Annotated in this window: 25 protein-coding genes; 18 read left to right on the forward strand and 7 right to left on the reverse strand. The window is 62.6% G+C overall.

Going from position 1 to position 26,376, the window contains the following annotated elements:
- Window positions 1–9: 9 nt before the first annotated feature.
- The 4 genes from frr to rpsB all read right to left on the reverse strand — a co-directional run bounded on the left by frr (window position 10) and on the right by rpsB (window position 3,270).
- Window positions 10–567 (reverse strand): ribosome recycling factor, encoded by a 558-nt coding sequence (gene frr / locus C2H86_RS05785; protein WP_060512640.1) that lies wholly within the window; start codon window positions 565–567, stop codon window positions 10–12.
- Window positions 564–1,307 (reverse strand): UMP kinase, encoded by a 744-nt coding sequence (pyrH, locus tag C2H86_RS05790; RefSeq protein ID WP_027920035.1) that lies wholly within the window; start codon window positions 1,305–1,307, stop codon window positions 564–566. The genes frr and pyrH overlap by 4 nt, the downstream gene beginning before the upstream one ends.
- 177 nt (window positions 1,308–1,484) lie before the next feature.
- The gene (gene tsf / locus C2H86_RS05795; protein ID WP_060512638.1) at window positions 1,485–2,348 is read right to left on the reverse strand and encodes a translation elongation factor Ts; all 864 of its coding nucleotides are present in this window, start codon (window positions 2,346–2,348) and stop codon (window positions 1,485–1,487) included.
- Window positions 2,349–2,532: 184 nt separating this feature from the next.
- Window positions 2,533–3,270 (reverse strand): 30S ribosomal protein S2, encoded by a 738-nt coding sequence (rpsB, locus tag C2H86_RS05800; RefSeq protein WP_027920037.1) that lies wholly within the window; start codon window positions 3,268–3,270, stop codon window positions 2,533–2,535.
- Window positions 3,271–3,616: 346 nt separating this feature from the next.
- Here rpsB and map point away from each other — a divergent pair, with 346 nt between their 5' ends.
- The 3 genes from map to dapC are packed head-to-tail and all read left to right on the forward strand — an operon-like array spanning window position 3,617 to window position 8,368.
- Complete coding sequence (gene map / locus C2H86_RS05805; RefSeq protein WP_025337973.1) at window positions 3,617–4,399, forward strand: type I methionyl aminopeptidase; 783 nt, start codon at window positions 3,617–3,619, stop codon at window positions 4,397–4,399.
- Window positions 4,400–4,438: 39 nt separating this feature from the next.
- Entirely contained in the window at window positions 4,439–7,141 is a 2,703-nt protein-coding gene (locus C2H86_RS05810) for a [protein-PII] uridylyltransferase (RefSeq protein WP_159411784.1), read from the forward strand.
- A 30-nt stretch (window positions 7,142–7,171) separates the two neighbouring features.
- The gene (dapC, locus tag C2H86_RS05815; RefSeq protein ID WP_159411785.1) at window positions 7,172–8,368 is read left to right on the forward strand and encodes a succinyldiaminopimelate transaminase; all 1,197 of its coding nucleotides are present in this window, start codon (window positions 7,172–7,174) and stop codon (window positions 8,366–8,368) included.
- Window positions 8,369–8,402: 34 nt separating this feature from the next.
- Here the strand turns inward: dapC and C2H86_RS05820 are convergent, their stop codons facing one another.
- Window positions 8,403–10,049, reverse strand: a complete 1,647-nt coding sequence (locus C2H86_RS05820) for a Na+/H+ antiporter (RefSeq protein ID WP_159411786.1) — start codon at window positions 10,047–10,049, stop codon at window positions 8,403–8,405.
- Between the two features lie 529 nt (window positions 10,050–10,578).
- Here C2H86_RS05820 and C2H86_RS05825 point away from each other — a divergent pair.
- The 4 genes from C2H86_RS05825 (at window position 10,579) to C2H86_RS05840 (ending at window position 13,686) form a co-directional block, all read left to right on the forward strand.
- Window positions 10,579–10,926 (forward strand): ArsC family reductase, encoded by a 348-nt coding sequence (locus tag C2H86_RS05825; RefSeq protein ID WP_163986014.1) that lies wholly within the window; start codon window positions 10,579–10,581, stop codon window positions 10,924–10,926.
- 31 nt (window positions 10,927–10,957) lie between these two features.
- Entirely contained in the window at window positions 10,958–11,992 is a 1,035-nt protein-coding gene (dapD, locus tag C2H86_RS05830; protein ID WP_159411787.1) for a 2,3,4,5-tetrahydropyridine-2,6-dicarboxylate N-succinyltransferase, read from the forward strand.
- Window positions 11,993–12,073: 81 nt separating this feature from the next.
- Window positions 12,074–13,279 carry a cysteine desulfurase gene (locus C2H86_RS05835; protein ID WP_159411788.1) on the forward strand — a complete coding sequence of 402 codons (1,206 nt, stop codon included), beginning with the start codon at window positions 12,074–12,076 and terminating at the stop codon, window positions 13,277–13,279.
- A complete protein-coding gene (locus C2H86_RS05840; protein WP_159411789.1) occupies window positions 13,276–13,686 on the forward strand; it encodes a SufE family protein in 411 nt (136 codons plus the stop codon). The genes C2H86_RS05835 and C2H86_RS05840 overlap by 4 nt, the downstream gene beginning before the upstream one ends.
- Before the next feature lie 42 nt (window positions 13,687–13,728).
- Here the strand turns inward: C2H86_RS05840 and tcdA are convergent, their stop codons facing one another.
- Window positions 13,729–14,538, reverse strand: a complete 810-nt coding sequence (tcdA, locus tag C2H86_RS05845; protein ID WP_159411790.1) for a tRNA cyclic N6-threonylcarbamoyladenosine(37) synthase TcdA — start codon at window positions 14,536–14,538, stop codon at window positions 13,729–13,731.
- Window positions 14,539–14,670: 132 nt separating this feature from the next.
- Between tcdA and C2H86_RS05850 the strand changes: the two genes are divergently transcribed.
- The 5 genes from C2H86_RS05850 to C2H86_RS05870 all read left to right on the forward strand — a co-directional run bounded on the left by C2H86_RS05850 (window position 14,671) and on the right by C2H86_RS05870 (window position 20,398).
- The gene (locus C2H86_RS05850; RefSeq protein WP_159411791.1) at window positions 14,671–17,262 is read left to right on the forward strand and encodes a glycosyltransferase; all 2,592 of its coding nucleotides are present in this window, start codon (window positions 14,671–14,673) and stop codon (window positions 17,260–17,262) included.
- Window positions 17,263–17,526: 264 nt separating this feature from the next.
- A complete protein-coding gene (locus C2H86_RS05855; RefSeq protein WP_159411792.1) occupies window positions 17,527–17,802 on the forward strand; it encodes a hypothetical protein in 276 nt (91 codons plus the stop codon).
- Between the two features lie 237 nt (window positions 17,803–18,039).
- Window positions 18,040–19,191: a succinyl-diaminopimelate desuccinylase gene (dapE, locus tag C2H86_RS05860; protein WP_159411793.1), complete on the forward strand. Its 1,152-nt coding sequence runs from the start codon at window positions 18,040–18,042 to the stop codon at window positions 19,189–19,191.
- The gene (locus C2H86_RS05865) at window positions 19,191–20,003 is read left to right on the forward strand and encodes a putative RNA methyltransferase (RefSeq protein WP_159411794.1); all 813 of its coding nucleotides are present in this window, start codon (window positions 19,191–19,193) and stop codon (window positions 20,001–20,003) included. Before dapE ends, C2H86_RS05865 begins: the two co-directional genes overlap by 1 nt.
- A 17-nt stretch (window positions 20,004–20,020) precedes the next feature.
- Window positions 20,021–20,398, forward strand: coding sequence for a hypothetical protein (locus C2H86_RS05870; RefSeq protein WP_159411795.1), 378 nt, complete (start codon window positions 20,021–20,023; stop codon window positions 20,396–20,398).
- A gap of 110 nt (window positions 20,399–20,508) precedes the next feature.
- Here the strand turns inward: C2H86_RS05870 and C2H86_RS05875 are convergent, their stop codons facing one another.
- Window positions 20,509–20,718 carry a cold-shock protein gene (locus tag C2H86_RS05875; RefSeq protein WP_003252255.1) on the reverse strand — a complete coding sequence of 70 codons (210 nt, stop codon included), beginning with the start codon at window positions 20,716–20,718 and terminating at the stop codon, window positions 20,509–20,511.
- A 231-nt stretch (window positions 20,719–20,949) separates the two neighbouring features.
- On the opposite strand from C2H86_RS05875, the gene plsB reads away from it, so the two are divergent.
- The 6 genes from plsB (at window position 20,950) to C2H86_RS05905 (ending at window position 26,319) form a co-directional block, all read left to right on the forward strand.
- Window positions 20,950–23,436: a glycerol-3-phosphate 1-O-acyltransferase PlsB gene (gene plsB / locus C2H86_RS05880; RefSeq protein WP_159411796.1), complete on the forward strand. Its 2,487-nt coding sequence runs from the start codon at window positions 20,950–20,952 to the stop codon at window positions 23,434–23,436.
- 75 nt (window positions 23,437–23,511) lie between these two features.
- The gene (locus tag C2H86_RS05885; protein WP_159411797.1) at window positions 23,512–23,889 is read left to right on the forward strand and encodes a YbaY family lipoprotein; all 378 of its coding nucleotides are present in this window, start codon (window positions 23,512–23,514) and stop codon (window positions 23,887–23,889) included.
- Window positions 23,890–23,893: 4 nt separating this feature from the next.
- Complete coding sequence (locus C2H86_RS05890) at window positions 23,894–24,592, forward strand: hypothetical protein (RefSeq protein WP_159411798.1); 699 nt, start codon at window positions 23,894–23,896, stop codon at window positions 24,590–24,592.
- A gap of 70 nt (window positions 24,593–24,662) precedes the next feature.
- On the forward strand, window positions 24,663–25,061 hold the full coding sequence (locus tag C2H86_RS05895; RefSeq protein ID WP_103445415.1) for a YbaY family lipoprotein: 399 nt from the start codon (window positions 24,663–24,665) through the stop codon (window positions 25,059–25,061).
- Between the two features lie 32 nt (window positions 25,062–25,093).
- On the forward strand, window positions 25,094–25,780 hold the full coding sequence (locus tag C2H86_RS05900) for a DUF4197 domain-containing protein (protein ID WP_159411799.1): 687 nt from the start codon (window positions 25,094–25,096) through the stop codon (window positions 25,778–25,780).
- 137 nt (window positions 25,781–25,917) lie between these two features.
- Entirely contained in the window at window positions 25,918–26,319 is a 402-nt protein-coding gene (locus C2H86_RS05905; protein WP_159411800.1) for a hypothetical protein, read from the forward strand.
- The last annotated feature ends 57 nt before the right edge of the window (window positions 26,320–26,376 follow it).

Below are 26,376 nucleotides of genomic sequence, written 5' to 3' on the forward strand. Positions count from 1 at the left end.
ACCTCGGCCTTAAACGGCCATCAGGTCCTTTTCCTTGGCTTTGTAAGCAGCATCGACTTCAGCAATGAACTTGTCGGTCAGCTTCTGGATTTCATCAGCGGCACGACGCTCTTCGTCTTCGCTGATTTCCTTGTCCTTGGTCAGCTTTTTCAGGTCGCCCAGGGCATCACGGCGCACGTTGCGCACAGCTACCTTGGCGTCTTCGGCAACACCGCTGGCCTGCTTGGTGTAGCCCTTGCGGGTTTCCTCGGTCAGGGCCGGCATCGGTACACGAATGGTGGTACCGGCGCTGGACGGGTTCAGGCCCAGGTCGGAGGTCAGGATGGCCTTCTCGATGGCAGCACTGAGGTTCTTGTCGTGAGCGACGATCTTCAGGGTGCGGGCATCTTCGACGGTGATTGCAGCCACCTGGTTCAGCGGCATCTCGCTGCCCCAGGCAGTGACCTTGACGGTGTCCAGAATGCTTGGGTGGGCGCGACCGGTGCGGATCGCTGCCAAGTTGCGACCCAGCGCCTCCAGGGACTTGGTCATGCGCTCCTGCGCGTCTTTCTTGATGTCGTTGATCATTTTTGAACTTCCTCGATCAGAGTTCCTTCCGCGCCGCCATGCACGATGTTCAGCAGGGCGCCGGGCTTGTTCATGTTGAAGACGCGCAGCGGCATCTTGTGGTCGCGGCACAGACAAATTGCCGTCAGATCCATTACACCCAGCTTGCGATCCAGCACTTCATCGTAGGTCAGATGATCGAACTTCTCGGCATGCGGGTCCTTGAATGGGTCTGCAGTGTATACACCATCGACCTTTGTTGCCTTCAAAACTACATCGGCATCGATTTCGATGGCGCGCAGGCAAGCGGCGGAGTCGGTGGTGAAGAACGGGTTGCCGGTACCGGCAGCGAAGATTACGACTTCCTTGGCGTTCAGGTGGCGCATGGCTTTGCGGCGATCATAGTGATCGGTCACGCCAACCATGGAGATTGCCGACATGACGATGGCGGTGATGTTCGCCCGCTCCAGCGCATCGCGCATAGCCAGGCCATTCATCACGGTGGCCAGCATACCCATGTGGTCGCCGGTAACGCGATCCATGCCCGCCGCACTGAGCGCCGCGCCACGGAACAGGTTGCCACCACCAATTACCAAGCCTACCTGAACACCGATGCCGACCAGTTGGCCGACTTCCAGCGCCATGCGATCCAGGACCTTGGGGTCGATCCCGAACTCTTCCGAGCCCATCAGGGCCTCGCCGCTAAGTTTGAGTAGAATGCGTTTATAGCGAGCCTGATGACCACTGCCCTGCTGAGCCATTGCGAATCTCTCCTGCGGCGTTTGTAAAATTCTGGCGGGCTTCTTGAGCCTGCGTGTAACTCTAACGTGACGCAGCGACTGCGTCAGCGAGCAACGGCCTTGTAAACCGTTCCCGCTTTGACAAAGAGGCTGCGCGCGTGAGCGGGCAGCCTCTTTGGGGCGACAGACGGGGCTGTCTTACTGCTTGGCAGCAGCTACCTGAGCGGCAACTTCAGCAGCGAAGTCGTCGACTGGCTTCTCGATGCCTTCGCCAACCTTGAAGTAGGTGAAGGAAACGATTTCAGCACCGGCTTTCTTGGCCAGCTCGCCAACTTTGACTTCCGGGTTCATGACGAAGGCTTGCTCTTTCAGCGAGGCTTCGGCTTTGAACTTGGTGATACGACCGTTGATCATGTTCTCAACGATGTTTTCCGGCTTGCCGGCGATCTTGTCAGCGTTCAGCTGCAGGAAGACGCCCTTCTCGCGCTCGATGGCCTCGGCGGAGATTTCCGACGAATCCAGGAACTCCGGGTTCGAAGCGGCAACGTGCATGGCGATGTTCTTGGCCAGCTCGACGTCGCCGCCTTTCAGAACAACGACAGCACCGATCTTGTTGCCGTGCAGGTAGGCGCCGACAACGTCGCCTTCAACGCGCACCAGGCGACGGATGTTGACGTTTTCGCCGCACTTGGCAACCAGGGCTTCACGAGCCGACTCGCGCGAGGCGATCAGCGGAGCAGCGTCGGTCAGCTTCTGGGCGAAGGCTTCTTCCAGGCTTTCGGCCACGAAGTTCTTGAAGTCGTCTTGCAGAGCCAGGAAGTCGGTCTGCGAGTTCACTTCCAGCAGGACGGCGGCTTTGCCGTCGGTCTTGACGGCGATAGCGCCTTCAGCAGCGACGTTGCCAGCCTTTTTTGCGGCCTTGATGGCGCCCGAGGCACGCATGTCGTCAATGGCTTTCTCGATGTCGCCGCCGGCCTTTTCCAGGGCCTTCTTGCAATCCATCATGCCTTCGCCGGTACGCTCGCGCAGTTCTTTGACCAGCGCCGCAGTAATTGCTGCCATTTCAAAATCCTCTTGGAAAGTTTTTCAACCATTCCACCCGCTCGACGCGGGCGTTAAATTCTGCAAATCGCTGCTTTTATATCAGCTCGCCCATCATGCGGGGCCGTTGCTGACAGCAGGATTTCAAGGTGGCAAAAAGGGGGCAGAGCCCCCTTTTTGCGTGCCAAGTAGACGCTAGCGCCTATTACTCAGCAGCAGGTGCAGCCGCTTCTTCAGCGTAGACTTCAGTGCCGCCGGCAACGTTGTTGCGGCCGCGGATGACGGCGTCAGCCATCGAAGTCATGTACAGCTCGATAGCGCGGATGGCGTCATCGTTACCTGGGATAACGAAGTCAACGCCTTCTGGGCTGCTGTTGGTATCGACAACGCCGATAACCGGGATGCCCAGCTTGTTGGCTTCCGTGATGGCAATGCGCTCGTGGTCAACGTCGATCACGAACAGGGCATCAGGCAGGCCGCCCATGTCCTTGATACCACCCAGGCTGCGGTCCAGCTTTTCCAGATCGCGCGAACGCATCAGGGCTTCTTTCTTGGTCAGCTTGGCGAAGGTGCCATCTTCGGCCTGGGTTTCCAGGTCGCGCAGACGCTTGATCGAAGCACGGATGGTCTTGTAGTTGGTCAGCATGCCGCCCAACCAACGGTGATCAACGTATGGCGAACCAGCGCGAGCAGCTTGCTCGGCTACGATCTTGCCAGCGGAACGCTTGGTGCCGACGAACAGGATCTTGTTCTTGCCCTGGGCCAGGCGCTCTACGAACGACAGAGCGTCGTTGAACATCGGCAGGGTTTTTTCCAGGTTGATGATGTGGATCTTGTTACGCGCGCCGAAAATGTACTTGCCCATTTTCGGGTTCCAGTAACGGGTCTGGTGGCCGAAGTGCACACCGGCCTTCAGCATATCGCGCATGTTGACTTGGGACATGATAGTTCCTTGATAAGTCGGGTTGGGCCTCCACGTATCCCAATGACCAACCCGCGCTTCCGGAGAATCGGGGCACCCAGGTCATCGTGTCGACACGTGTGTGGGTTTAGTGCTGACGGGGTCGTCCCCGAAAGCGGCGCATTTTATACCACAGACCGCGAGCGAACGGAACCCGGATCAGGTTGCGTCCGTCAGCCGTTTTTGCAGCACCCGGGCAAACAGGCCAGAATGCCTCCTATAGACAGCAGCATGGCCGCCTTTATCCCGACAGAATGCCGCCCTGCTCTGCTAGAATCCGGCCTTTCCCGTTTGTTCGCGCCGCATGCGGCGCCGTAGAGAGCCTGTAATGACCGTCACCATCAAGACTGCAGAAGACATCGAGAAGATGCGCATCGCCGGCCGCCTGGCCGCCGACGTGCTGGAAATGATCGAGGAACACGTCAAGCCCGGTGTCACCACCGAAGAGCTCGACCGCCTGTGCCACGACTACATCGTCAACGTCCAGCAGGCCATCCCGGCGCCCCTCAACTACAAGGGCTACCCGAAGTCGATCTGCACCTCGATCAACCATGTGGTCTGCCACGGCATCCCCAACGACAAGCCGCTCAAGGACGGTGACACGCTCAACATCGATGTCACCGTGATCAAGGACGGCTACCACGGCGATACCAGCCGCATGTTCCACGTTGGTACCGTGCCGGTCTGGGCCGAGCGCCTGTCCAAGGTCACCCAGGAATGCATGTACAAGGCCATCGAGCTGGTCAAGCCCGGCTGCCGCCTGGGCGACATCGGCGAAGTGATCCAGAAGCACGCCGAGAAGAACGGCTTCTCCGTGGTGCGCGAGTTCTGCGGGCATGGCATCGGCAAGGTGTTCCATGAAGAGCCGCAGATCCTCCACTACGGCCGCGCCGGCACCGGCATGGAGCTCAAGGAAGGCATGACCTTCACCATCGAGCCGATGATCAACCAGGGCAAGGCCGACACCAAGGTGCTGGGCGACGGCTGGACCGCCATCACCAAGGACCGCAAGCTCTCGGCCCAGTGGGAGCACACCCTGGTGGTGACGGCGACCGGTTACGAGATCTTCACCCTGCGCAAGGACGACACCATCCCGCGCACCTCGGCCTGATTGCACCCAAGGCAACCTCCCAGACAGGAACGCGACGCGATGCCCCAGGTGGATCCCGAGCTGTTCGATCGTGGCCAGTTCCAGGCGGAACTGGCCCTCAAGGCGAGCCCCATCGCCGCCTTCAAGAAAGCCATCCGCCAGGCTGGCGAGGTGCTCGACAAGCGTTTTCGCGCTGGCGGCGAGATCCGCCCCCTGATCGAAGCCCGTGCCTGGCTGGTCGACAACATCCTGCAACAGGCGTGGAACCAGTTCGATTGGGGCGACCCGAGTGGTATCGCCCTGGTCGCGGTTGGCGGATATGGTCGTGGTGAACTGCACCCGCACTCGGACATCGACCTGCTGATCCTGCTAGGTGCCGCCGAGCATGAACAGTACCGCGAGGCCATCGAGCGCTTCCTCACCCTGCTCTGGGACATCGGCCTGGAAGTGGGCCAGAGCGTGCGCAGCATCGACGAATGCGTAGAGCAGGCCCGCGCCGACCTGACGGTGATCACCAACCTGATGGAAAGCCGCACCATTGCCGGCCCCGAAGCGCTGCGCCAGCGCATGCTCGACGCCACCGGTACCGACCACCTGTGGCCGAGCAAGGAGTTCTTCCTGGCCAAGCGCGCCGAACTCAAGGCTCGCCACCACAAGTACAACGACACCGAGTACAACCTCGAGCCCAACGTCAAAGGCTCGCCCGGTGGCCTGCGCGACATCCAGACGGTGCTCTGGGTGGCTCGCCGCCAGTACGGCACGCTGAACCTGCACGCCTTGGCCGGCGAAGGTTTCCTGCTGGAAAGCGAGAACGAACTGCTGGCCTCGTCCCAGGATTTTTTGTGGAAGGTGCGCTACGCCCTGCACATGCTCGCCGGCCGCGCCGAAGACCGCCTGCTGTTCGACCACCAGCGCAGCATCGCTGCGCTGCTCGGCTACAGCGACGAAAACCCCAAGCGCGCCATCGAACAGTTCATGCAGCAGTACTACCGGGTGGTGATGAGCATCAGCCAGTTGTGCGACCTGATCATCCAGCACTTCGAGGAAGTCATCCTCGCCGATGACGACAGCGGCGCCACGCAGCCGTTGAATGCACGCTTCCGGTTGCACGACGGCTACATCGAAGCGGTCAGCCCGAACGTGTTCAAGCGCACCCCGTTCGCCATGCTGGAGATCTTCGTGCTGATGGCCCAGCACCCGGAGATCAAGGGCGTGCGCGCCGACACCGTGCGCCTGCTGCGTGAACACCGGCACCTGATCGACGACACCTTCCGCAACGATATCCGCAACACCAGCCTGTTCATCGAGCTGTTCAAGTGCGAAATCGGCATCCACCGCAACCTGCGGCGGATGAACCGCTACGGCATCCTCGGCCGCTACCTGCCGGAGTTCGGCCTGATCGTCGGGCAGATGCAGCACGACCTTTTCCACATCTACACGGTCGATGCGCACACCCTCAACCTCATCAAGCACCTGCGCAAGCTGCAGTACACGCCGGTGTCCGAGAAATTCCCGCTGGCCAGCAAGCTCATGGGCCGCCTGCCCAAGCCCGAGCTGATCTACCTGGCCGGCCTGTACCACGACATCGGCAAGGGCCGCCAGGGCGACCACTCCGAGATCGGCGCGGTGGATGCGCAGAAGTTCTGCGAACGCCACCAGTTGCCGGCCTGGGACAGCCGCCTGATCGTCTGGCTGGTGCAGAACCACCTGGTGATGTCGACCACCGCCCAGCGCAAGGACCTGTCCGACCCACAGGTGATCAACGATTTCGCCCTGCATGTGGGCGACGAGACGCGCCTGGACTACCTCTACGTGCTGACCGTGGCCGACATCAACGCCACCAACCCCAGCCTGTGGAACTCGTGGCGCGCCAGCCTGCTGCGCCAGCTCTACACCGAGACCAAGCGCGCCCTGCGCCGCGGCCTGGAAAACCCGCTGGACCGCGAGGAACAGATCCGCCAGACCCAGTCGGCCGCGCTGGACATCCTCGTGCGCGAGGGCACCGACCCGGACGACGTCGAGCAGCTGTGGTCGCAGCTGGGCGATGACTACTTCCTCAAGCACAACGCCGCCGACGTGGCCTGGCACAGCGACGCCATTCTCCAGCAACCGGCCGATGGCGGGCCGCTGGTGCTGATCAAGGAAACCACCCAGCGCGAATTCGAGGGCGGCACGCAAATCTTCATCTATGCGCCCGACCAGCACGATTTCTTCGCCGTGACCGTGGCCGCCATGTCGCAGCTGAACCTGAACATCCATGATGCGCGGATCATCACCTCGAGCAGCCAGTTCACCCTCGACACCTACATCGTGCTCGACAACGATGGCGGCTCGATCGGCGACAACCCGCAGCGGGTCAAGCAGATCCGCGACGGCCTGACCGAAGCGCTGCGCAACCCCGAGGACTACCCGACCATCATCCAGCGCCGGGTGCCGCGCCAGCTCAAGCACTTCAATTTCCCGCCGCAGGTGACCATCCTCAACGATGCCCAGCGCCCGGTGACCATCCTCGAGATCACCGCACCGGACCGCCCCGGCCTGCTGGCACGGCTCGGGCGCATCTTCCTGGAGTTCGACCTGTCGCTGCAGAACGCCAAGATCGCCACCCTCGGCGAGCGGGTGGAAGACGTGTTCTTCATCACCGATGCCGACAACCAGCCGCTGTCCGACCCGCAGCTGTGCAGCCGCCTGCAGGAGGCCATCGTGCAGCAGTTGCAGGCCGGCCAGGCCAGCGATACCAGCCCGACCCGCGTGACTTTTTAACGATTAGACGATTGACGAGACCTTGCGCCGATGAACCATGCCTTGACCCAGCTTCAGCCCTACCCGTTCGAGAAACTGCGCGCCCTGCTGGGCACTGTGAAGCCTGCGGCGGACAAACGCGCCATCGCCCTGTCGATCGGTGAGCCGAAGCACGAATCGCCGGCGTTCGTCGCCCAGGCCATGGCCGACAACCTCGACAAGCTGGCCGTGTACCCAAGCACCCTCGGCCTGCCAGCCCTGCGCCAGGCCATCGGCCATTGGTGCGAACGCCGCTTCGGCGTGCCGGCCGGCTGGCTGGATGCTGACCGCCACATCCTGCCGGTCAACGGTACCCGCGAGGCGCTGTTCGCCTTCACCCAGGCCGTGGTCAACCGAGCCGATGACGGCCTGGTGGTCAGCCCCAACCCGTTCTACCAGATCTACGAAGGCGCGGCCCTGCTGGCCGGTGCCACCCCGCATTACCTGCCCTGCCTGGAAGACAACGGCTTCAACCCGGACTTCGATGCCGTACCGGCCGAAGTATGGAAACGCTGCCAGATCCTGTTCCTGTGCTCGCCAGGCAACCCCACCGGCGCCCTGGTGCCGATGGACACCCTGAAGAAGCTGATTGCGCTGGCCGACGAGCACGACTTCGTAATCGCCGCCGATGAATGTTACAGCGAGCTGTACTTCGATGAAGACGCGCCGCCACCGGGCCTGCTGAGCGCCTGCGCCGAACTTGGCCGCAACGACTTCAAGCGCTGCGTGGTGTTCCACAGCCTGTCCAAGCGTTCCAACCTGCCAGGCTTGCGTTCGGGCTTCGTCGCCGGCGACGCGTCGATCATCAAGCCGTTCCTGCTGTACCGCACCTACCACGGCTGTGCCATGCCGGTGCAGACCCAGCTCGCCAGCATCGCCGCCTGGCAGGACGAGGCGCACGTGCGCGATAACCGCGACCAGTACCGAGCCAAGTACGTTGCCGTGCTCGACATCCTGCAACCGGTGCTCGACGTGCAGCGTCCAGATGGCAGCTTCTACCTGTGGGCCAAGGTACCGGGCGGTGATGCCGAGTTCACCCGCGACCTGTTCGAGGCGCAGCATGTGACTGTGGTGCCGGGGTCGTACCTGTCGCGTGAAGTCGATGGTGTGAACCCAGGGGCCGGCCGCGTGCGCATGGCCCTGGTTGCGCCGCTGGCCGAGTGCATCGAGGCGGCCGAGCGGATTCGCGCTTTCCTGCAAAACCGCTGATTGGCCCGGGGGCTGCGAAGCAGCCCCCTACGGTCTACCTGACCTGCCCCAGGTTGGCCTCACTCAAATCCAGCTCACCCAGCACCTGCCTGACCACCTCATCGCCCACCAGATGCTGGCGATGCAGGTTATACAGCTCCAGCCGCTGCGCCCGCAGTGCCCGCAAACGCAAGCGCCGCTCCAGCAAGTCCATCTGTTCGGCCAGCGCTCGCGCCTCAGCCGTGTCGTTGTAGCTGTCCAGCTCATCCCGGTATTCGGCCATCAACCGCGCCTTCAGCTCGGTGGCCAGCGTCGCCTGCGTCGCATCCTGAGGCGCACTGGCATCGATGACTTCCTCCGCCTCCAGCGCATGGATCGCCGCCTCCACCGTGCGCCTCCAGGCGTCCTGCACTTCCTGATGCAGGCGCTCATCAGGGCTTTTGACGATGCCGCGCAGCAAGAATGGCAAGGCAATGCAGGCACTGATCAATGACAGCAGGATCACGCCGGCCGCGATGAATATCAGCAGGTCGCGCTCGGGGAAAGCCTGGCCTGCGCCAATCAACAACGGCACCGACATCACACCGGCCAGGGTTACCGCGCCGCGCACCCCACCCAGTGTCAGCAGCCAGCACGAGCGCGCCGTGGGCATCAGCACCAGCGCTGGCTTACCGCGCCAGCGGCGCACCACGCCAATTGCCCGCCAGATGCTCTGCACCCAGACAAACCGCAACAGGATCAGCGCGGCGAAGATCGCCAGCACATCGAGGCAACGCCAGGCCAGGGTCGGCCAGACCGTGGGTTCATGGCTGACCACGGCCTTGATGATGTCCGGCAACTGCAGACCCAGCAGCAAGAAGATCAGCCCGTTGAAGGCGAACTCCAGCAACGACCAGACGCTGCGGTTGAGCAGGCGGGTGCTGGTCTGGCGCGGCAACAGGTCGAGCCAGCTCTGCATCATGCCGGCGGCCACCGCCGAGAGGATGCCCGATACACCCAGGCGCTCGGCCAGCACATAGGCGGCAAACGGCAGCAGCAGCATGAACACCACGTGGGTGGCCGGGTCATCCCAGCCACGGGCGATCATCCAGGCGCGCAGGCGGCCGATCAGCCAGCTCAGGGCCACACCCACCGCCAGGCCGCCTAGGGCGACCAGCACGAAGCTGAAGCTCGCATCGGCCAGCGAGAACGCCCCGGTAATCGCGGCGGCCAGGGCGAACTTGAAGGTCACCAGGCCCGAGGCATCATTCATCAATGCCTCGCCCTGCAGCATGTGCATCAGCGGGGTCGGCAGGCGATCCTGGGTGATGGCCGACACCGCCACGGCGTCGGTGGGCGACAGTACGGCGGCCAGAGCAAAGGCCACCGGCAGCGGAATGCTCGGCAGCAGCCAGTGAATGAAGTAACCCGCGCCAACCACGGTGAACAGCACCAGCCCCACGGCCAGCGCCACTACCGGGCCGCGGATGCGCCACAACTCACGCTTGGGGATGCGCCAGCCATCGGCGAACAGCAATGGCGGCAGGAACAGGAACAGGAACAATTCGGGGTCCAGGGCCACATGCAGGCCCAAGGTCGGCCAGGCCAGCAACGCGCCGGCGGCGATCTGCACCAATGGCAACGGCAACGGGATCATGCGCCCGACCAGTTTCGACACGCTTACCAGCGTCAGCAGGATGAGGACGGTGTAGGCGGACTGCATCCGTGAAGGCTTCCTTTATGAACCAAAAACGACAGCGGGGGCGAGAGATCGCCATTGAAACAATATGTTAGCGGGGTCTGGTGAAACGAGACCGCTGCACGATAGTCGCAGGTGACAGACGAATATGTAACATGATGATACTTGGGCTTTGGGGGATATATGCCTTGAGCCTTCTGGCGCTTGTGAGATCGAGCGCCGCCCGCGCGGCGCATCGCGAGCTACGCTCGCTCCTACGTTTGTTTCGGGCCAGTATCGCCTGTGGCAAGCGAGCGCGACCGCCCTGTTTGTACGACGCAATATCGAGACATGCGCCAAGGCGTACGCGCATATCCCACAGGAAAAATTGGCCCGAAACAAACGTAGGAGCGAGCGTAGCTCGCGATGCGCCGCGCGGGCGGCGCTCGATCTTACAGCCGCCAAAAAACTCAAGGCATGCACCCGTGGCGCTCATACAATCGTTCCCGCATAATCCCGCGACTGACATTCGGAAATGGAGAGATTGGGGCAGCCTGTGGCCTCAATGCACACAATGACCTACACGCTCTACGGCATCAAAGCCTGTGACACCATGAAAAAGGCGCGTACCTGGCTCGAAGACAAAGCCATCGCCTACGAATTCCACGACTACAAGACCCAAGGCATCGACCGCGACAGCCTGAACCGCTGGTGCGACGAACACGGCTGGGAAGTCATCCTCAACCGTGCCGGCACCACCTTCCGCAAGCTCGACGACGCCAGCAAGGCCGACCTCGACCAGGCCAAGGCCGTCGAACTGATGCACGCCCAACCGTCGATGATCAAGCGCCCGGTGCTCGACCTTGGCGAGCGCACCCTGGTCGGCTTCAAGCCAGACCTGTACGCCGCCGCGCTGGCCTGAGCCCCTACCCTATTTCGCACGAGGTAATCACATGTCCAATACCCTGTTCAGCCTGGCCTTCGGCGTCGGCTCCCAGAATCGCCAGGGCACCTGGCTGGAAGTGTTCTACGCACAACCCCTGCTCAACCCGAGCGCCGAGCTGGTTGCCGCAGTAGCGCCGATCCTCGGCTACGAAGGTGGCAACCAGGCCATCGCCTTCAGCAACGCCCAGGCTGCCCAGCTGGCCGAAGCCCTGAAAGGCGTCGACGCCGCCCAGGCCGCCCTGCTGACCCGCCTGGCCGAAAGCCACAAGCCGCTGGTCGCCACCCTGCTGGCCGAAGATGCCGCGCTGACCTCGACCCCAGAGGCCTACCTCAAACTGCACCTGCTGTCGCACCGTCTGGTCAAGCCGCACGGCCTGAGCCTGGCGGGCATCTTCCCGCTGCTGCCGAACGTGGCCTGGACCAACCAGGGCGCCGTCGACCTGAGCGAACTGGCCGAACTGCAACTGGAAGCGCGCCTGAAGGGTGAGCTGCTGGAAGTGTTCTCGGTGGACAAGTTCCCGAAGATGACCGACTACGTGGTCCCGGCCGGCGTGCGTATCGCCGACACCGCCCGTGTGCGCCTGGGCGCCTACATCGGCGAAGGCACCACCATCATGCACGAAGGCTTCGTCAACTTTAACGCGGGCACCGAAGGCCCAGGCATGATCGAAGGCCGCGTTTCCGCTGGCGTATTCGTTGGCAAGGGCTCGGACCTGGGCGGCGGCTGCTCGACCATGGGTACCCTGTCCGGTGGCGGCAACATCGTCATCAAGGTCGGCGAAGGCTGCCTGATCGGCGCCAACGCCGGTATCGGCATCCCGCTGGGCGACCGCAACACCGTCGAAGCCGGCCTGTACATCACCGCTGGCACCAAGGTGAACCTGCTGGACGAGAACAACGAGCTGGTGAAAGTGGTCAAGGCCCGCGACCTGGCCGGCCAGACCGACCTGCTGTTCCGCCGCAACTCGCTGAACGGCGCCGTGGAGTGCAAGACCCACAAGTCGGCCATCGAGCTGAACGAGGCGCTGCACGCCCACAACTGAGAACCCTCGGCGGTTTGAAGTGTTAAGATCGGGTCTGGCGTGCATGCGCCAGACCCGATTTTCATTCCAGGCCCCGCGAACATGTTCCAGCCCTCCCCCTGGCGCGCCGATTTCCCTGCCATTGCCGCCCTGCAACGGCAGCACCAGACCTACCTGGACAGCGCCGCGACCACCCAGAAGCCCCAGGCGTTGCTCGATGCCCTGAGCCATTACTACGGCCATGGCGCCGCCAACGTGCACCGCGCCCAGCACCTGCCCGGTGCGCTGGCGACCCAAGCCTTCGAGACCAGCCGCGACAAGGTGGCCGCCTGGCTCAATGCCGCAGACTCACGGCAGATCGTCTTCACCCATGGCGCCACCTCGGCGCTGAACCTGCTGGCCTATGGCCTGGAACACCGTTTCGAAGCGGGCGACGAGATTGCCATCAGCGCCCTGGAGCACCATGCCAACCTGCTGCCCTGGCAGCAACTGGCCCGCCGACGCAACCTGCGCCTGGTGGTATTGCCGCTGGACGAGCATGGCCGTATCGACCTGGAACAGGCGCTGCAGCTGATCGGCCCGCGCACCCGTGTGCTCGCCGTCAGCCAGCTATCCAACGTGCTCGGCACTTGGCAACCCCTGCCTGCACTGCTGGCCCACGCTCATGCACAAGGCGCGCTTACCGTGGTCGATGGCGCCCAGGGCGTGGTCCATGGCCGCCATGATGTGCAGCAGATGGGCTGCGACTTCTACGTATTCTCAAGCCACAAGCTGTATGGGCCGGAAGGTGTCGGCGTGCTGTACGGTCGCACTCAGGCGCTGGAGCTGCTGCGCCACTGGCAGTTCGGCGGTGAAATGGTACAACTGGCCGACTACCAGAGCGCCAGCTTCCGCCCCGCACCGCTGGGTTTCGAGGCTGGCACGCCACCGATCGCCGGGGTGATCGGGCTGGGCGCGACACTGGATTACCTGGCCAGCCTCGATCCCCATGCCGTCGAGGCCCACGAAGCCAGCCTGCACCAGCACCTGCTGCGCGGCCTGACCGACCGCGAGGGCGTGCGCGTGCTGGGCACACCGCAAGCAGCCCTGGCCAGCTTCGTCATCGAAGGCGTACATAACGCCGACATCGCTCATATGCTGACCGAGCAAGGCATTGCCGTGCGCGCCGGGCATCACTGCGCCATGCCACTGCTCAAGGGGCTGGGGCTGGAGGGGGCGATTCGGGTGTCGCTGGGGCTGTACAACGACAGTGACGACCTGCAACGGTTCTTCACAGCGTTGGACCAAGGCCTGGAGTTGTTGCGATGACGTTGCCTTTGCCAGCCCGGGAAGCGCTGCAAAGCTTCGAGCAGGCGCGCGGCTGGGAACAGCGGGCGCGGCTGCTGATGCAATGGGGCGATCGGCTGCAGCCGTTGAGCGAGGCGGAAAAGTCCGAGAGCAACCGGGTGCATGGCTGTGAAAGCCTGGTATGGCTGGTGGCGGAACAACACGCAGGTCAATGGCGCTTCAAGGCGAGCAGCGATGCGCGGTTGTTGCGCGGGCTGCTGGCGCTGCTGCTGGCGCGGGTTCAAGGGTTGGCGACTGCGGAACTGGCCGGGCTGGACCTGCGCGAGTGGTTCACCCAGCTGGGGCTGGAGCGGCAGCTGTCGCCATCGCGCAGCAACGGGCTGCATGCTGTGTTGCTGCGGATGGCGGAGCTGGCAACGCCCCGCTAGATAAAAGGTGGGCCACCCTTGTGGGAGCGTAACGCCCAACGCTTATTCGGGTTTGACCCGCTCCGAGGGCCGCCGCGCCCCCGCCACCAGCTTCTCGATGGCCTTGCTCGCCGCGACCATGCCGAACGTCGCGGTCACCATCATCACCGCACCAAAGCCGCCCGCGCAGTCCAGGCGCACACCTTCACCCACGAAGCTCTTCTGCAGGCAAACACTGCCATCACCCTTCGGGTAACGCAGCTGCTCGCTGGAAAACACACACGGCACGCCATAGTTGCGGCTGGTATTGCGCGAGAAGTTGTAGTCCCGGCGCAGGGTCGAGCGCACCCGCGAGGCCAGCGGGTCGTTAAAGGTCTTGTTGAGGTCGCCGAGCTGGATCTGCGTCGGGTCGATCTGCCCGCCCGCCCCACCGGTGGTGACGATGGCGATCTTGCGTCGCCGACACCAGGCGATCAGCGCCGCCTTGGCCATCACGCTGTCGATGCAGTCGATCACCGCATCCATCTCTTCGGTGATGTACTCGGCCATGGTCTCGCGGGTGACGAAATCCGCCACAGCGTGCACCGTGATCGACGGGTTGATCGCCCGCAGGCGCTCGGCCATCACCTCGACCTTGGGCCGCCCGACCTGGCCTTCCAGGGCATGGGCCTGGCGGTTGGTATTACTGACGCAGACATCGTCCAGGTCGAACAGGGTGATTTCGCCCACGCCACTGCGCGCCAAGGCTTCGGCCGCCCACGAGCCGACCCCGCCAATGCCGACAACCGCCACATGGGCGTTGCTCAGCCGTTGCAGGCCCTCGTCGCCGTACAACCGGGCAACGCCGGCAAAGCGTGGATCTTCTGTGCTCATGTTGCTACCCCGAAACTCATGCCCGAAAAACGGCGCGCATTATAGGCCAGCGGCCGCTCTGACCTCCATCGTTAGGAAACACCCTACCATTACTGCTTTAATGTCCTATCACTTGGACAGAAACGGACCACAATGTCATCTCGCAAATTCGGCCTCAACCTGGTGGTGGTCCTGGCCATCGCCGCGCTGTTCACCGGGTTCTGGGCGTTGATCAATCGCCCAGTCTCCGCACCTGCCTGGCCGGAACAGATCTCCGGTTTCTCGTATTCGCCGTTCCGCCTTGGGGAAAGTCCGCAAAAGGGCCAGTACCCCAGCGATGACGAGATACGCCAGGACCTGGAGCAGATGAACAAGCTCACCGACAACATCCGCATCTATACCGTCGAGGGCACCCAGGCCGAGATCCCACGGCTGGCCGAGGAATTCGGCCTGCGGGTGACCCTGGGCATCTGGATCAGCAAGGACCTGGAGCGCAACGAACGCGAGATCGAAAAAGGCATCGAGCTGGCCAACCACTCACGCAGTGTGGTGCGGGTGGTGGTCGGCAACGAAGCGCTGTTTCGCGAAGAAGTCACGCCCGAAGAGCTGATCCAGTACCTCGATCGCGTACGTGCCGCCGTCAAGGTGCCGGTCACCACCAGCGAGCAGTGGCATATCTGGAAGGAACACCCGGAACTGGCCAAGCATGTCGACCTGATCGCCGCGCACATTCTGCCGTACTGGGAATTCGTGCCGATGAAAGACTCGGTGCAGTTCGTCCTCGACCGCGCCCGCGAACTGCGCCACCAGTTCTCGCACAAGCCGCTGCTGCTTTCGGAAGTCGGCTGGCCAAGCAATGGCCGCATGCGCGGCGGCGCCGACGCCACCCAGGCCGACCAGGCGATCTACCTGCGCACCTTGGTCAACACCCTGAATCGCCGAGGCTACAACTACTTCGTCATCGAGGCCTATGACCAGCCGTGGAAGGCCAACGACGAAGGCTCGGTAGGCGCCTACTGGGGCGTGTACAACGCCGAGCGCCAGCAGAAGTTCAACTTCGAGGGGCCGGTGGTGGCGATCCCGCAGTGGCGGGCACTGGCGGTGGCCTCGGTGGTCCTTGCGATGATCGCCCTGGCCGTGCTGCTGATCGACGGCTCGGCCCTGCGCCAGCGCGGCCGCACCTTCCTGACCTTCATCACCTTCCTGTGCGGGTCGGTGCTGGTGTGGATCGCCTATGACTACAGCCAGCAATACAGCACCTGGTTCAGCCTGACTGTCGGCGTACTACTGGCGCTCGGTGCACTCGGCGTGTTCATCGTGCTGATGACCGAGGCCCACGAACTGGCCGAAGCCGTGTGGATTCACAAGCGCCGCCGCGAATTCCTGCCGGTGCAGGGCGACAGCGCCTACCGGCCCAAGGTGTCGGTGCACGTGCCGTGCTACAACGAGCCGCCGGAGATGGTCAAACAGACCCTCGATGCCCTCGCCGCACTGGATTACCCGGACTATGAAGTGCTGGTGATCGACAACAACACCAAGGACCCGGCCGTGTGGGAGCCGCTCAAGGCCCACTGCGAGAAGCTCGGCGAGCGCTTCAAGTTCTTCCACGTTGCGCCCCTGGCCGGCTTCAAGGGCGGCGCGTTGAACTACCTGATCCCGCACACCGCCAAAGACGCCGAAGTGATCGCGGTGATCGACTCGGACTACTGCGTCGACCGCAACTGGCTCAAGCACATGGTGCCGCACTTCGCCGACCCGAAGATCGCCGTGGTGCAGTCGCCACAAGACTACCGCGACCAGCACGAAAGTGCCTTCAAGAAGCTCTGCTACAGCGAATACAAGGGTTTCTTCCACATCGGCATGGTCACCCGCAACGACCGTGACGCGATCATCCAGCACGGCACCATGACCATGACCCGGCGCAGCGTGCTGGAAGAACTGGGCTGGGCCGAGTGGTGCATCTGCGAGGACGCCGAACTGGGCCTGCGGGTGTTCGAGAAGGGCCTGTCAGCCGCCTACGCTCACAACAGCTACGGCAAGGGCCTGATGCCAGACACCTTCATCGACTTCAAGAAGCAGCGCTTCCGCTGGGCCTATGGCGCCATCCAGATCATCAAGCACCACGCCAGCGCCCTGCTGCGCGGCAAGGGAAGCGAGCTGACCCGTGGCCAGCGCTATCACTTCCTGGCCGGCTGGCTGCCGTGGGTCGCCGATGGCATGAACATCTTCTTCACCGTCGGTGCCCTGCTGTGGTCAGCAGCGATGATCATCGTGCCGCACCGGGTCGACCCACCGCTGATGATCTTCGCCATCCCGCCGCTGGCGCTGTTCTTCTTCAAGGTCGGCAAGATCATCTTCCTCTACCGCCGCGCGGTGGGGGTAAACCTCAAGGATGCCTTTGCCGCGGCATTGGCAGGGTTGGCGTTGTCGCACACCATCGCCAAGGCGGTGCTGTACGGGTTCTTCACCAGCAGCATGCCGTTCTTCCGCACACCGAAGAATGCCGACAGCCATGGCTTGCTGGTGGCGATTTCCGAAGCCCGTGAAGAGTTGTTCATCATGTTGCTGTTGTGGGGCGCGGCACTGGGCATCTTCCTGGTGCAGGGGCTGCCGAGTTCGGACATGCGCTTCTGGGTGGCGATGTTGCTGGTGCAGTCGTTGCCGTATGTGGCGGCGTTGGTGATGGCGTTTCTGTCGTCGCTGCCCAAGCCCGCAGAGAAGGCCGTCGAAACGCAACAGGCTTGAAGCTTCCTGGCCGTTTGCAGCGCTTCACTGCGCGGCTGTTGCAAAAGCAAGTATTGCCCCTGCAAAGCAACTTTAATAATCCAAAGGAGCCGCAAAGCGGCTCCACTGCCGACAGTTACAATGATCGTTCTGTCATGAGCAGTTCGAACGATCGAATTCACACTGGCGTAACGCACTCTTGCCAACTGGTAGATATGATAGTTGTTGACAAATATCGGCAACCCTAGACTCAGCGCTCCCATACACGCTTTAGGATTAACGATCATGAACCAGCAACGCCCGACTGAAAATTCATTCAAGATTGAACCAACGCACATTGATTTTATCTACTCGAACGCCCGAGAAGACAGCCTTCGCTGCACGATCAAGACGATCGAAAAAACATATGAAACTGAAATCAGTGACGTACTGATTCCCTTAGTGCTGAAAGCTAGCGAAAAAATCAATGATGAAAAAATCTATATAAACATGTGGGCAGAAAATCCCGACAATGGCGAGAGGAATATTACAATCACCAGCCTCGGCCTGACTCAACTGTAAAGTAAAAGCGGTAGTTATCATCCGATAACTGCCGCTTTTATAGCTGGACCAAGCCGTTTTATCTCCCCATGGCGATCATTCATGCGAGGCCAGGGAACGGCGTTATATTCATAAACAATGTTGTTCATACTGCTGGAACCGTAAGCCGTCCCGTGGAGCAATCCCGTCATACCTTTCAGTTTCATTTGATATAAGATAACGCCCCTCTGTTTCCCCTGCCTTGCCCCGGAGTCCCCCATGACGGCCCCTGCCGAGCTCTCGCCTACCCTTCAACTGGCCTGCGACCTGATCCGTCGCCCCTCGGTCACCCCCATCGATGCCGACTGCCAGGCACAGATGATGAACCGCCTGGGTGCCGTGGGCTTCCAGCTGGAGCCGATGCGCTTTGAAGACGTCGACAACTTCTGGGCCACACACGGTACCCAGGAAGGCCCGGTGCTGTGCTTCGCCGGCCATACCGACGTGGTCCCCACCGGCCCGGTGCAGCAGTGGCAGCATGAGCCGTTCGAGGCACTGATCGACGCCGATGGCATGCTCTGCGGCCGTGGCGCCGCCGACATGAAAGGCAGCCTGGCCTCGATGGTGATCGCCAGCGAGCGCTTCGTACAGGATTACCCCAACCACCGCGGCAAGGTCGCCTTCCTGATCACCAGCGACGAGGAAGGCCCGGCCCACCATGGCACCAAGGCCGTGGTCGAGCGCCTGAAAGCGCGCAACGAGCGCCTGGACTGGTGCATCGTCGGCGAGCCGTCGAGCACTACCCTGCTCGGCGACGTGGTCAAGAACGGCCGTCGCGGCTCGCTCGGCGCCAAGCTGACCGTGCGCGGCAAGCAAGGCCATGTGGCCTACCCGCACCTGGCGCGCAATCCGATCCACCTCGCTGCCCCGGCCCTGGCGGAACTGGCTGCCGAGCACTGGGACGAAGGCAATGCGTTCTTCCCGCCGACCAGCTTCCAGATCTCCAACCTCAACTCCGGCACCGGCGCCACCAACGTGGTCCCGGGCGAGCTGACCGCGCTGTTCAACTTCCGCTTCTCCACCGAATCGACCGTCGAAGGCCTGCAGGCGCGAGTCTCGGCGATCCTCGACAAGCACGAGCTGGACTGGTCGGTCGACTGGGCGCTGTCAGGCCTGCCGTTCCTCACCGAACCGGGCGACCTGCTCGACGCAGTGGCTGCCAGCATCAAGGGCGTCACCGGCCGCGACACCCAGCCGTCGACCAGCGGCGGCACCTCCGATGGCCGCTTCATCGCCACCATGGGCACCCAGGTGGTCGAGCTTGGCCCGGTCAACGCCACCATCCACCAGGTCGACGAGCGGATCCTGGCCAGCGACCTCGACCTGCTGACCGAAATTTACTACCAGACCCTGGTCCGGTTGCTCGCCTGATGCTCGCCTGCCCCCTCTGCCAGGCAGCCCTGTCGCGGCTCGACAACGGCGTGGTGTGCCCGGCCGGCCACCGCTTCGACCGCGCCCGCCAGGGCTACCTGAACCTGCTGCCGGTGCAGCACAAGAACAGCCGTGACCCGGGCGATAACCAGGCCATGGTCGAAGCCCGCCGCGACTTCCTCGACGCCGGCCACTATGCCCCGGTGGCGCGCCGCCTGGCGGAGCTGGCCGCCGAGCGCCAGCCCGGCGCCTGGCTGGACATCGGTTGCGGCGAAGGCTACTACACCGCCCAGATCGCCCAGGCCCTGCCGGCTGCCGAGGGCTATGCCCTGGACATCTCCCGCGAAGCGGTCAAGCGCGCCTGTCGCCGGGCGCCCGAGGTCACCTGGATGGTCGCCAGCATGGCCCGCGTGCCATTGGCCGATGCCAGCTGCCAGTTCATCGCCAGCGTATTCAGCCCGCTGGACTGGGACGAGGCCAAGCGCCTGCTCAGCCCTGGTGGCGGCCTGATGCGCGTGGGCCCGACCAGCGGCCACCTGATGGAGCTGCGCGAAGTGCTTTACGATGAAGTACGCCCCTACGCCGACGACAAGCACCTGGCCCTGGTGCCCGAGGGCATGGCCCACGCCCTCAGCGAAACCCTCGAGTTCCGCCTGAGCCTGGCCGACCGCAAGGCCCGTGCCGACCTGCTGGCGATGACCCCGCACGGCTGGCGCGCCAGTGCCGAGAAGCGCGCCCGTGTGATCGAGCAGCCCGAGCCCTTCGAAGTGACGGTTTCCATGCGTTATGACTATTTCGTGCGCCAGCACTGAGCACACCCGGAGCCCTTATGCGCCAACCCGATATCGAGATCTACCTGAAGGACGCCGACGTCGATCACAAGCAGATTGCCGAATGGCTCAGCCAGGCAGTCGGCCCGTGCAGCGAATGGAAGCAGAAAGGCCAGACCTTCAAATGCCAGGCCGGTAACATTCCGGTCACCTGGTTACCCAAGGCTGTAGGGAAATGGAACAGCCTCTACCTGGAAAGCGACCAGACCCCATGGGCCGATGACGTCGCCTGCGCCCGCGCCGCGTTCGCCGCGCTGAACGTCGAAGTGCGTTGCGCGCCGGGTGGCTGGGTCGAGGAAGACGGTGAAGAAGATGCCGATCGCTGGATCCGCATCAGCGCCGACGGTGAAGAGGAAATCACCTGGCGTACTAGCTGACCTTGTCTTCTTTATAGGAGCGGGCTTGTCCCGCGAAGCAGTCAGCACGGTGACTGGCACCGGCTACGCCGGTGTTCGCGGGGCAAGCCCGCTCCTACACAGCCCGGGGCTCAGAGGCCTACCACGTCCTCGGCTTGCAGGCCTTTCTGGCCCTGCACGCAGGCGTATTCCACCCGCTGCCCTTCGACCAGGGTACGATGCCCCTCACCGCGGATCGCCCGATAGTGGACGAATACATCCGCACCACCTTCGCGCTGAATGAAGCCATAACCTTTGGCATCGTTGAACCACTTAACATTCCCAGTCTCACGAGACGACATCTGAACTACTCCGGATTTTTATTGTGAAGATCGCCTTGTAGACACAGGGTGTCCTCCCTATGTCGACGCCGCTTGCCGAAATATCCTGCAAGTGGCAGGCCGAGTATATGGCACAGAACAAAAAAATTTCATGACCGTCGCGCTATTTACCGAATTTTGCTGAACTTGCGCCGATACGGCAGACTAAATGGCTGTCTATTCTCTGAATTTCATTCCCAGGGCACTCACCCCATGACCCGTTCCCCCCTGCGCCGCCTGATCTTCGGCGCCCTGCGTCGCCTGATGTACCTGTGGGTGCGCTCCGAGACCATCAACCAGTCGTCCCTGACCCTCAAGCTCGACCGCAGCCGCCCGGTGTTCTATGCCCTGCCCTCGCCATCACTCACCGACCTGGCGGTGGTCGACCGTGAATGCACCAAAGCGGGGCTGCCGCGCCCGGTGCTGCCGGTGGCCGTCGGCTCGCTGCACGAGCCTGCGGCATTCTTTTACCTGACCCCGGACCCTGACTGGCTCGGCCGCCACGACAAGCGCGGCGCCCCACCGACCCTGGAGCGTCTGGTCGCCGCCATCAGCCAGCACGCCGAGGAAGACGCCCAGATCATTCCGGTCAGTGTGTTCTGGGGACAGACACCGGCCAGTGAAAACAGCCCGTGGAAGTTGCTGTTTGCCGACAGCTGGGCCGTGACCGGGCGCCTGCGCCGGCTGCTGACCGTGCTGATACTGGGGCGCAAGACCCGCGTGCAATTCTCCGCGCCGATCCACCTGCGCGAACTGGTGCAGCACAACAAGGGCCACGAGCGCACTGTGCGCATGGCCCAGCGCCTGATGCGCGTGCACTTTCGCAACCTCAAGACCGCAGTGATCGGCCCGGACATCTCGCACCGGCGCAACCTGGTCAAGGGCTTGGTGCATGCGCCCCTGGTCCGCCAGGCCATCGCCGACGAAGCCCAGCGCGAAAACATGCCCGTGGCCAAGGCCGAAGCCCAGGCGCTGCGCTACGGCAACGAGATCGCCTCGGACTACACCTATACCGCAATCCGCTTCCTCGAAGTGGTGCTGAGCTGGTTCTGGAACAAGATCTACGACGGCATCAAGGTCAACCACATCGAGCAGGTGCAAGGCATCGCCCCGGGCCACGAAGTCATCTACGTGCCCTGCCACCGCAGCCACATCGACTACCTGCTGCTGTCGTACCTGCTGTTCCGCAACGGCCTGACGCCGCCGCACATCGCCGCCGGCATCAACCTCAACATGCCGGTGATCGGCGGCCTGCTGCGCCGTGGCGGCGCCTTCTTCATGCGCCGTACGTTCAAGGGCAACCCGCTGTACACGGCGGTGTTCAACGAGTACCTGCACACCCTGTTCACCAAGGGTTTCCCGGTGGAGTACTTCGTCGAAGGTGGCCGCTCGCGCACCGGGCGCATGCTGCAGCCGCGCACCGGGATGCTGGCGATCACCCTGCGCAGCTTCCTGCGCTCGTCGCGCACACCGATCGTGTTCGTGCCGGTGTACATCGGCTACGAGCGCGTGCTGGAAGGCCGTACCTACCTCGGCGAACTGCGCGGGGCGAGCAAGAAGAAGGAGTCGATCTTCGACATCTTCAAGGTCTTCGGTGCACTGAAGCAGCGCTTCGGCCAGGTATACGTCAACTTCGGCGAGCCGATCCGCCTGGCCGGCTTTCTCGATGAGCAGCAACCCGGCTGGCGCGAGCAGGAACTGGGCCCGCAATACCGTCCGGCCTGGCTCAACGAGACCACCTCCCGCCTGGGCGAAACCGTGGCCCGCCACCTGAACGAGGCGGCGGCGGTCAACCCGGTCAACCTGGTGGCCCTGGCACTGCTCTCTACCAGCCGCCTGGCGTTGGACGAGCGCGCCCTGACCCGCGTGCTGGACCTGTACCTGGCCTTGCTGCGCCAGGTGCCTTACTCCGCGCACACCACCTTGCCCGAAGGCGACGGCCAGGCTTTGATCGAGCATGTCCGCGGCATGGACCTGCTGGCAGAACAAAAGGACGCACTGGGCCGCATCCTCTACCTGGATGAAGCCAACGCGGTACTGATGACCTATTACCGCAACAATGTCCTGCACATCTTCGCCCTGCCTGCGCTGCTGGCAAGCTTCTTCCTCAGCAGCTCGCGTATGAGCCGGGAACTGCTCGGCCAGTATGTGCATGCGCTGTATCCGTACCTGCAGGCCGAGCTGTTCCTGCGCTGGACGCCAGAGCAACTGGACGAAGTGATCGACCAATGGCTGGCAGCGCTGGTCGAACAGGGCCTGCTGCGCCATGAGAACGACCTGTACATGCGCCCGGCACCGAGCTCACGCCAGTTCGTGCTGCTGACCCTGCTCGCCCGCACCATCACCCAGACATTGCAGCGCTTCTACATGGCCACGTCCCTGCTGCTCAACAGTGGTCAGAACACCCTGAGCGCCGAAGCGCTGGAAGACCTGTGCGTGATGATGGCCCAGCGCCTGTCGATCCTGCATGGCCTCAACGCCCCGGAGTTCTTCGACAAGACCCTGTTCCGCCACTTCATCCAGACCCTGATCGAGCAAGGCGTGCTGCGCCCGGATGGCAACGGCAAGCTGGGTTATCACGACAAGCTCGGCGAACTGGCCGAAGGCGCGGCCAAGCGTGTGCTGTCGGCCGAGCTGCGCCTGTCGATCCGTCAGGTGGCGCTGCACCGTGACGAGCCGGCCGATATCATCCAAGGGTAGGTTTTCAGTCTGCTGCAAGCCCTTGAGAGGGGCCAGGATCATCGCGCTACGCCATCCCTCTCAAGGAGCATCAAAATGACACAATTGAAATCATTCAATGTTGAAATCGTTTCTTCCGGCGACAACACACTGCCACGTTCCGGGCAAGTCCAACTGAGCTTGCATGACGTGTCGATAGCTGACGCGCCCGCCATCAGCCTTGCCGAAATGCGCCTGAGGTGCGGTGGCTTGATGCCGATCAACCTGCAGTTGACCTTCGATGACAAGCAGATCGACCCGCGCCGCAGCTACGCGCTCGGCGTGCGTATCGAGAAAGATGGCCAACTGCTGTACATCAATACCAGCCATCATCCGATAGAGCCTGACACGGTGTCCGGCACTCAACGGGTGACGGTGGACAAGGTAGGCACCTGGGTCGATGGCATTCATCACGGCAATCTTTTCGAGGAGTGATGTCATGACCAAGACCCTTGAAATCACCGGTACTCTGAGTGCCCCCTTCATTCCACAGCTATCAGAGGGCTGGCCACGGCTTACCCTCCGGGTGAGCAGCACTGCGGGCCAGACGCTTGGCACGTTCAGTGCTCAGACCACAGTGTCACCCATGCCCTTTCGCCTGTATCTCGACAGTCAGAACCTGGAGGATGCCGAGGTTACCCTCGAAGCCCTTTGTACGGCAGGTGTCGGAGCAGAAGCGGTATTAGCCCGAACGACGCGCACCACCAGTATTGCCGATGCAATCAGCGGGCCCTTGGACTTGAGCCTGGAAGCGCTGGATCGTGGCACCCCAGACGTGAAGATACGTTCAGTTTCGCCAAGTATCATCGAGTTGAACGGAGAGGTGATCATACCGCCCGAATTGCGTCAGGAAGCAGCAATCCTGGATGTCACATTGCTTGTCATCCAGGAGGATGGCTACAGTAACCGATACTCCAGCAACCTTGCTGAGCATTCCCTGTTGCTCAATGGCGATGGCGCCCCCTTCACGCTGTTCATCGATCCAGCAACCGTACCGGACGGCCGGCAGGTCAAGCTGAACATTGGCTTGTATGACCTGGAACGCAAAACGATCTTCGCTGGCAACAGCGTCAAGGACGTGGATCTTTCCGCCCCTCCTGACCTTTCCATGCTGATCTTGCGCAAGCCACGCCGCTGATTCATTGCAGAAAATCCGCTAAAGTCCCTGGGGTTGGCCACAAGCCGGCTCCAAGGTAACCGGAGATTCCATGAAAAAGCTCTTTATGCTGTGTTGCGCATCCCTGCTCGCAGCCTGTTCCAGCCAAACCCCGTCCACCCAGGCCAGCCTGGATGGCGAAGTCTTCTACCTGCAGCGCATCGCCCTGCCGCCTGCCGCCACCTTGAGCGTCGAGTTGCAGGATGTCTCGCTGATGGACGCCCCCGCCGTGACCCTGGCCCGCCAGGCCGGCCCGGTCAAAGGCAACGTGCCGCTGCCGTTCCACCTCACCTACGACCCGGCCCAGGTCAAGCCCGGCCACCGCTATGCGGTCAGCGCGCGGATCGAGCTGGATGGCAAGCTGCTGTTCATCAACACCGAACACCACGGCGTTACCCTCGACGGCAGCGACCAGCAGCCAGTGCGGGTCAAAGTCGACCCGGTGCGCTGAGCCCGCCCCACTTCATCGATAAGGAAATACCCATGATTCGCGCCTCCCTGCGCTTCTCTACCCTGTGCGCCGGCCTGCTGCTTTCGGCCAGCGCCCTGGCCCTGTCGCTTGGCGACCTGAGCCAGTCCGACGCCACCGGCGGCCTGAAGGACGCCCTCACCCAGGGTGCGCAGATTGCCGTCAAGCAGTTGAGCACGCCAGGCGGCTTCAGCAACAACCCCGATGTGCGCATCGAGCTGCCTGGCAACCTCGGCAAAGCCGCCAAGGCCATGAAGATGTTCGGCAAGGGTGACCAGGTCGACGCCCTGGAAGCCAGCATGAACAAGGCCGCCGAAGCTGCCGTGCCGCAGGCCCAGGCAATTCTGGTGGATGCCGTGAAGAAGATGACCGTGACCGATGCCAAGGGCATCCTCAGCGGCGGTGACGACTCGGCGACCCAGTATCTGAACAAGAGCAGCCGCGAGCAGATCCGCGCCAAGTTCCTGCCGATCGTCAAGCAGGCCACCGACAAGGTCGGTGTCGCCCAGCAGTACAATGCCTTTGCCGGTCAGGCCAAGGGCCTGGGGCTGATCAAGGATGACGCCAACATCGAGAACTACGTGACCGAGAAGGCGCTGGATGGCCTGTTCGAGATGATTGCCAAACAGGAAGAGAACATTCGCCAGAACCCGGCACAGGCGGCTACCAGCCTGGCCAAGAAAGTCTTCGGCGCGCTCTGATCTGCTACATCGCGAGCGGCCGGCACCTGACACTGCTGCCGCTCCGTCAATGCCTGAGCGCAGGTATCTATTTCCTTGCTCCTCTTTCAATTATCAAGTCGCATGCTGCTGACTCTTGTCATTGAGGAGTTTCAGTTATGTCTTCCACACAATACTTCCAGATTTTCTTCGACCACCCAGATGAGCGTCGGACAGTACCTGATGCATCGGCGAGTTACGAATTGATCCTGAGTGAAGTAATAGGAGGCAGGGGCGCGGCCGAAGGTAGGTCGGTGATGCATCCGGTCATCACGATCGAGCAGAATGGTGAATTGTCACTGCCGCAGACCTTCTGCTTCATGATCGATGAAGAGAAGCTGAAGGCAGGCAATAGCTATAATGTGTGCCTGCGCTACAAGGTCACAACCGAGAGTAACCAAGGCGAGCGGCTGGAATGGAATGAGACGTTCGTTGCTCAGGGCAATACCCGAATAGCGCCGCAAGCGTATAGGGGCCATGGCCCTTGCATGGGTCGCACAGGCCTGTGCTTGAGCTGGTGACCACGGACATTGTCTGATGATCAAAAAGGCGCCAGTCGTTGCTGGCGCCTTTTTGCA

Origin of the sequence: Pseudomonas putida (assembly GCF_009883635.2) — a bacterium.
GTDB classification, from domain to species: Bacteria; Pseudomonadota; Gammaproteobacteria; order Pseudomonadales; family Pseudomonadaceae; genus Aquipseudomonas; species Aquipseudomonas putida_W.

Bases quoted from the DNA above. Each gene is read 5' to 3' on its own strand.
- map (WP_025337973.1), top strand. From the start codon at position 3,617: ATGACCGTCACCATCAAGACTGCAGAAGACATCGAGAAGATGCGCATC.
- C2H86_RS05825 (WP_163986014.1), top strand. From the start codon at position 10,579: ATGACCTACACGCTCTACGGCATCAAAGCCTGTGACACCATGAAAAAG.
- C2H86_RS05840 (WP_159411789.1), top strand. From the start codon at position 13,276: ATGACGTTGCCTTTGCCAGCCCGGGAAGCGCTGCAAAGCTTCGAGCAG.
- C2H86_RS05875 (WP_003252255.1), bottom strand. From the start codon at position 20,718: ATGTCGTCTCGTGAGACTGGGAATGTTAAGTGGTTCAACGATGCCAAA.
- pyrH (WP_027920035.1), bottom strand. From the start codon at position 1,307: ATGGCTCAGCAGGGCAGTGGTCATCAGGCTCGCTATAAACGCATTCTA.
- C2H86_RS05870 (WP_159411795.1), top strand. From the start codon at position 20,021: ATGCGCCAACCCGATATCGAGATCTACCTGAAGGACGCCGACGTCGAT.
- C2H86_RS05820 (WP_159411786.1), bottom strand. From the start codon at position 10,049: ATGCAGTCCGCCTACACCGTCCTCATCCTGCTGACGCTGGTAAGCGTG.
- C2H86_RS05865 (WP_159411794.1), top strand. From the start codon at position 19,191: ATGCTCGCCTGCCCCCTCTGCCAGGCAGCCCTGTCGCGGCTCGACAAC.
- dapC (WP_159411785.1), top strand. From the start codon at position 7,172: ATGAACCATGCCTTGACCCAGCTTCAGCCCTACCCGTTCGAGAAACTG.
- rpsB (WP_027920037.1), bottom strand. From the start codon at position 3,270: ATGTCCCAAGTCAACATGCGCGATATGCTGAAGGCCGGTGTGCACTTC.
- C2H86_RS05905 (WP_159411800.1), top strand. From the start codon at position 25,918: ATGTCTTCCACACAATACTTCCAGATTTTCTTCGACCACCCAGATGAG.
- C2H86_RS05850 (WP_159411791.1), top strand. From the start codon at position 14,671: ATGTCATCTCGCAAATTCGGCCTCAACCTGGTGGTGGTCCTGGCCATC.
- frr (WP_060512640.1), bottom strand. From the start codon at position 567: ATGATCAACGACATCAAGAAAGACGCGCAGGAGCGCATGACCAAGTCC.
- tcdA (WP_159411790.1), bottom strand. From the start codon at position 14,538: ATGAGCACAGAAGATCCACGCTTTGCCGGCGTTGCCCGGTTGTACGGC.
- plsB (WP_159411796.1), top strand. From the start codon at position 20,950: ATGACCCGTTCCCCCCTGCGCCGCCTGATCTTCGGCGCCCTGCGTCGC.
- tsf (WP_060512638.1), bottom strand. From the start codon at position 2,348: ATGGCAGCAATTACTGCGGCGCTGGTCAAAGAACTGCGCGAGCGTACC.
- C2H86_RS05855 (WP_159411792.1), top strand. From the start codon at position 17,527: ATGAACCAGCAACGCCCGACTGAAAATTCATTCAAGATTGAACCAACG.
- C2H86_RS05810 (WP_159411784.1), top strand. From the start codon at position 4,439: ATGCCCCAGGTGGATCCCGAGCTGTTCGATCGTGGCCAGTTCCAGGCG.
- dapE (WP_159411793.1), top strand. From the start codon at position 18,040: ATGACGGCCCCTGCCGAGCTCTCGCCTACCCTTCAACTGGCCTGCGAC.
- C2H86_RS05900 (WP_159411799.1), top strand. From the start codon at position 25,094: ATGATTCGCGCCTCCCTGCGCTTCTCTACCCTGTGCGCCGGCCTGCTG.
- C2H86_RS05835 (WP_159411788.1), top strand. From the start codon at position 12,074: ATGTTCCAGCCCTCCCCCTGGCGCGCCGATTTCCCTGCCATTGCCGCC.
- dapD (WP_159411787.1), top strand. From the start codon at position 10,958: ATGTCCAATACCCTGTTCAGCCTGGCCTTCGGCGTCGGCTCCCAGAAT.
- C2H86_RS05890 (WP_159411798.1), top strand. From the start codon at position 23,894: ATGACCAAGACCCTTGAAATCACCGGTACTCTGAGTGCCCCCTTCATT.
- C2H86_RS05895 (WP_103445415.1), top strand. From the start codon at position 24,663: ATGAAAAAGCTCTTTATGCTGTGTTGCGCATCCCTGCTCGCAGCCTGT.
- C2H86_RS05885 (WP_159411797.1), top strand. From the start codon at position 23,512: ATGACACAATTGAAATCATTCAATGTTGAAATCGTTTCTTCCGGCGAC.